Annotated in this window: 3 protein-coding genes; 1 reads left to right on the top strand and 2 read right to left on the bottom strand. The window is 37.5% G+C overall.

Going from position 1 to position 3,049, the window contains the following annotated elements; translation table 11 throughout:
• Positions 1–171: 171 nt before the first annotated feature.
• Complete coding sequence (locus tag ACT3SX_RS14525) at positions 172–948, bottom strand: hypothetical protein (RefSeq protein WP_192520202.1); 777 nt, start codon at positions 946–948, stop codon at positions 172–174.
• A 247-nt stretch (positions 949–1,195) separates the two neighbouring features.
• On the opposite strand from ACT3SX_RS14525, the gene ACT3SX_RS14520 reads away from it, so the two are divergent.
• Positions 1,196–2,170: an alpha/beta hydrolase gene (locus ACT3SX_RS14520; RefSeq protein WP_192520203.1), complete on the top strand. Its 975-nt coding sequence runs from the start codon at positions 1,196–1,198 to the stop codon at positions 2,168–2,170.
• A gap of 86 nt (positions 2,171–2,256) precedes the next feature.
• Here ACT3SX_RS14520 and ACT3SX_RS14515 read toward each other — a convergent pair whose 3' ends face one another.
• Entirely contained in the window at positions 2,257–2,961 is a 705-nt protein-coding gene (locus ACT3SX_RS14515; RefSeq protein ID WP_192520204.1) for a hypothetical protein, read from the bottom strand.
• Between the last annotated feature and the right edge of the window lie 88 nt (positions 2,962–3,049).

Here is a 3,049-nt window from a genome sequence, read left to right as displayed (position 1 = left end):
ACTAAAACTCACCACTGTACCGCCAAGTAATAATGTTAGCAGTACATGGTGAATCTGTTTATCACTTAAGCCGTGATCGCTCATAAGTGCTTTTTTTGTGGAAGCTTTATCTATACAGATTTCGCTTGTAGGAGTTTTACTCATTCAATAATAGCGCCATGTCATAAATACCTAAAACCCTCTAGCCTTATCTGATGTCACAGTATAAAAGATATTAAAAGCACTGTTGGCACCCGTCTTGATAACCTTACCATCTACCACTGCGCTGGCTTCAAAATTTACACCACCACCTGCGTGCTCGCCGCTAACAATATTCGGCAACGTCAATGAGTTTATGACTACTTTTTTATTGGTGACAGGAATATTAGATTTGGTTAATTTCGTACCGCGTGGTTTTACCACTGTTCCTGCTGCTAAATCTTTAGCCACATCATCATAAATAATATCAAAGCTTAACAATTGAGCCTGATCCAGTTTTGCCTGTCCATTTACCACAGGAATACCCACAAGAGACTTACTACCACGATGAATCATTCTATTATCCATCACACTCCCATCGTCACGCTTTCTCCCTTCAGCAGCCACAGAGCTGGTACGGTTGATTATCATAACTTTGTATCCTGGGACTGCAACATCTCTTTCTCCATCAAAAATATCTGCCATCAATTCTTGTGCATTTTGTGCGTTATTGACAACAATCCGAGCAGAAGTTTCAGAAACTGGATAATCTTGGCCATCAATAGTCAAATAATGAATATCGGCATAGTTGCTTTTTGTTTGCATGATAGTAGAAGTCACAGAGTGAGTCGGCGGTATAGCATCTTTACTCGATAACGACGTTGTATTTTGACAACCGGCAATCCCTAAAGATAGAAGGGCAATAGCTAGTACAGAATGCTTAGATAATAAGAAACTCTTGCCTAAATTTGCTTGCATTGAATACGACATAATGGACTCTCATAATATAAATTTTGATAAATTTGATAACATTAAAAATGTAATATTGATAATGATTATCATTTGTATTATATTTACTGAATTATAACATTTTGTCAATATTCATTAATCACTCATTCTTATGCGTGATGAAATAGCAATAAAAATGCGATAAATGAGTTTATATTTAAAAAGGGAAATCATGTCAGTATTTGAGAGGTATCTGTCAATAATAACGATTATAACTATAGGAACAGTCATGTCGCCAAGTTATGCCCAACCTGACTTGACCACGCCTGTAGACATGAGTTTATTGCATGCCAAAGACACTGGCTATCACTTTGTATATCATGACTTTAGTGCACCTGCACCCCAATCATCCTTGTTTAGAGAAGATAGTTCAACTACCATAAAATCTTATGCCAGTCCTCGTCATTACCGAGTATGGTTGGCTATTCCCAAGCAGTATATCAATCAGCAGACGACTAATAATGCCGTCAAACCCTCTACCAGCGTGCTATATATACTCGATGGAAATGCCGCCATTGGTGACTTAACAAAAGACACCATGCTCTCATTATCAAATGCTACGCCAAAAAATAATGCACCTGCTTTGGTTTTTATTGGTTATCAAACGCCTTACCGCTTCGATGTCGATGCCAGAGCATATGATTACACACCACCATTATTGACTCAGACAGAGCAACGAAATGTGTTTCAAGAAAAAGGGAGAGAACGGTTAAATGGCGGTGCTGAAGATTTTTCTAAACTGATTGAACAAAAAATCAAGCCATGGGTATATCTGCAATTGGGGGAAAAACCAGACCAAGAGGGACTTTGGGGGCATTCTTATGGTGGCTTGTTCGTATTGTATAATTTGTTAGAGCATCCAGAATCTTACCAACAGTATTTCAGTGCAGATCCTTCGCTATGGTGGCAAGATGGTGAAATGTTGAGATATTGGAAGGCATATCAAAGCTCACCTGAAGCGCAGCGTTCAGATATCTATGAAAACAAACGGCTCAGACTGACTTTTAGTCAGGCAGCAGAGCAACAGTCCAAGATAGAGAAGCATCGAAATCATTCAGCGATGGCTCCCAATACGCCAAACAAACAAGATTTTGCTGAGCAGCTCTGTCACGACTTTCAGCAAAACTGTCGCTATCAATTCTATGTTCAATCTCATGGAGAGCTTTTTAAAACCTCTCTATTAGACAGTTTACAAAGATTTTAAAACATCAATAAATAAGAAAAGTCTATACCCATCACCCTGTCGTATATCCATGCTATTTAACATCGACTCTACACAAAATGGGTATATTACTCCGCATCATCCAATAGCTTGTTAAATGTGTCTACCATTGCATCATCTATGATATTGTCTTCTACATAGTTTATTATCTGTTCTATCGTGGTTAGATCCATCGCTTGAATGCCGAGGTCAGCTAGTTGCTTATTGATAGACTCTAAGCTCTCATTTTCTTCAGAATCGTCTAATAAATGCTCTTCGAACCTTCCTCTGACGAACCAATACATTTTTTCTAGTAGAGTCTCTTGTTTGGTCAGAGTAGAATATCCATCACCATAAATAAATAGATTAAAATGATAAGCCATTTTTATATCATTAATGAGAAAATTACGCTGGCACTCTAATGTATAGGCTTGAATATCTTTATTTTCAGCACCTTCTTTATCTGTAGCCTCTTCATCATATTCAATAACCTCTTCTATCAGCTCACCTAGTATTTGATAGTCGCCTGTTTTGATTTTATGGTTATAAATGATACAAGCATCGGAGATTGCATCAAAAATAATGGCGCTGATATCTAACGTGTTATCATCAATGTCGTAGAAACTTTTTAGTGCTGGTAAAAACTCAGTCAGCTTATCTTCGGGCACTTGTGTTAGACACTGCTGCTCATATATTTTAATCATGTCTTCAGGTGCATAAGTATTAGCAGTATTAGTTTCATTCCTACCAGTAGGCTGTAAAGGTAAAAAGTTATACGGGTTATCATTGGTCATTCAGAACGGCCTTTTTATTTAGATTAGCGTTATTAGATACTTGTTCGGCATCTATAGAGCTATTGTTTCTTATTCAGACAATTTTAGA

Origin of the sequence: Psychrobacter sp. AOP31-B2-9, from assembly GCF_052378005.1 — a bacterium.
In the GTDB taxonomy this organism is placed as follows: domain Bacteria; phylum Pseudomonadota; class Gammaproteobacteria; order Pseudomonadales; family Moraxellaceae; genus Psychrobacter.
Note: the sequence above shows the minus strand (reverse complement) of the source record. Positions and strands in the feature narration are given on the sequence as shown.